This window comes from Tateyamaria sp. LSS28, assembly GCF_059611725.1.
Genome location: NZ_JCAPFI010000020.1, coordinates 1 through 732, shown reverse-complemented (window position 1 = coordinate 732; position 732 = coordinate 1). Strand labels below are relative to the sequence as shown.

Here is a 732-nt window from a genome sequence, read left to right as displayed (position 1 = left end):
TAGGGTCAGGACCCATTGATTTTCGCCTAGTGGCGTGATTCACGGTTCGAAAACGAGCGGTGAATATGTCTGACCTTTTCTGGCTCACGGATGCGCAGATGACGCGTCTTGAGCCCTTCTTCCCAAAGTCCCACGGCAAACCTCGCGTTGACGATCGGCGCGTGCTGAGCGGGATAATCTTCATAAACCGCAATGGCCTAAGGTGGCGCGACGCCCCGGCAGCTTATGGTCCACACAAGACGCTCTACAATCGTTGGAAGCGATGGAGCGATAAAGGCATCTTCGCGAAGATGATGGCGGGCTTGGCTGCCGAACATGGCGAAGAGACGACCGTAATGATCGACGCCACCTACCTGAAAGCCCACCGGACAGCGACCAGTTTGGGTGTCAAAAAGGGGGGCGTGGACGCCTGATCGGTCGGACCAAGGGAGGAATGAATACCAAGCTGCATGCCGTTTGTGACAGCCAGGGCCGCCCGCTCGATCTGTTCGTGACGGCCGGGCAGGTCAGTGATTACATCGGCGCACGTGCATTATTGAGCGGCCTGCCGAAGGTTGATTGGCTTTTGGGCGACCGCGGATATGACGCGGACTGGTTCAGAGAAGCATTGAAAGACAAAGGGATACGCGCTTGCATCCCTGGGCGGAAGCAGCGGAAGAAAACCGTCAAATACGACAAGCGCCGATACAAACGGCGCAACCGGATCGAGATCATGTTCGGCAGATTGAAGGA

1 pseudogene is annotated in these 732 nt (G+C 56.7%); it reads left to right on the top strand.

Going from position 1 to position 732, the window contains the following annotated elements:
• Window positions 1–65: 65 nt before the first annotated feature.
• Window positions 66–732, top strand: a pseudogene (locus AC53L6_RS24225) (IS5 family transposase); the annotation flags it as partial.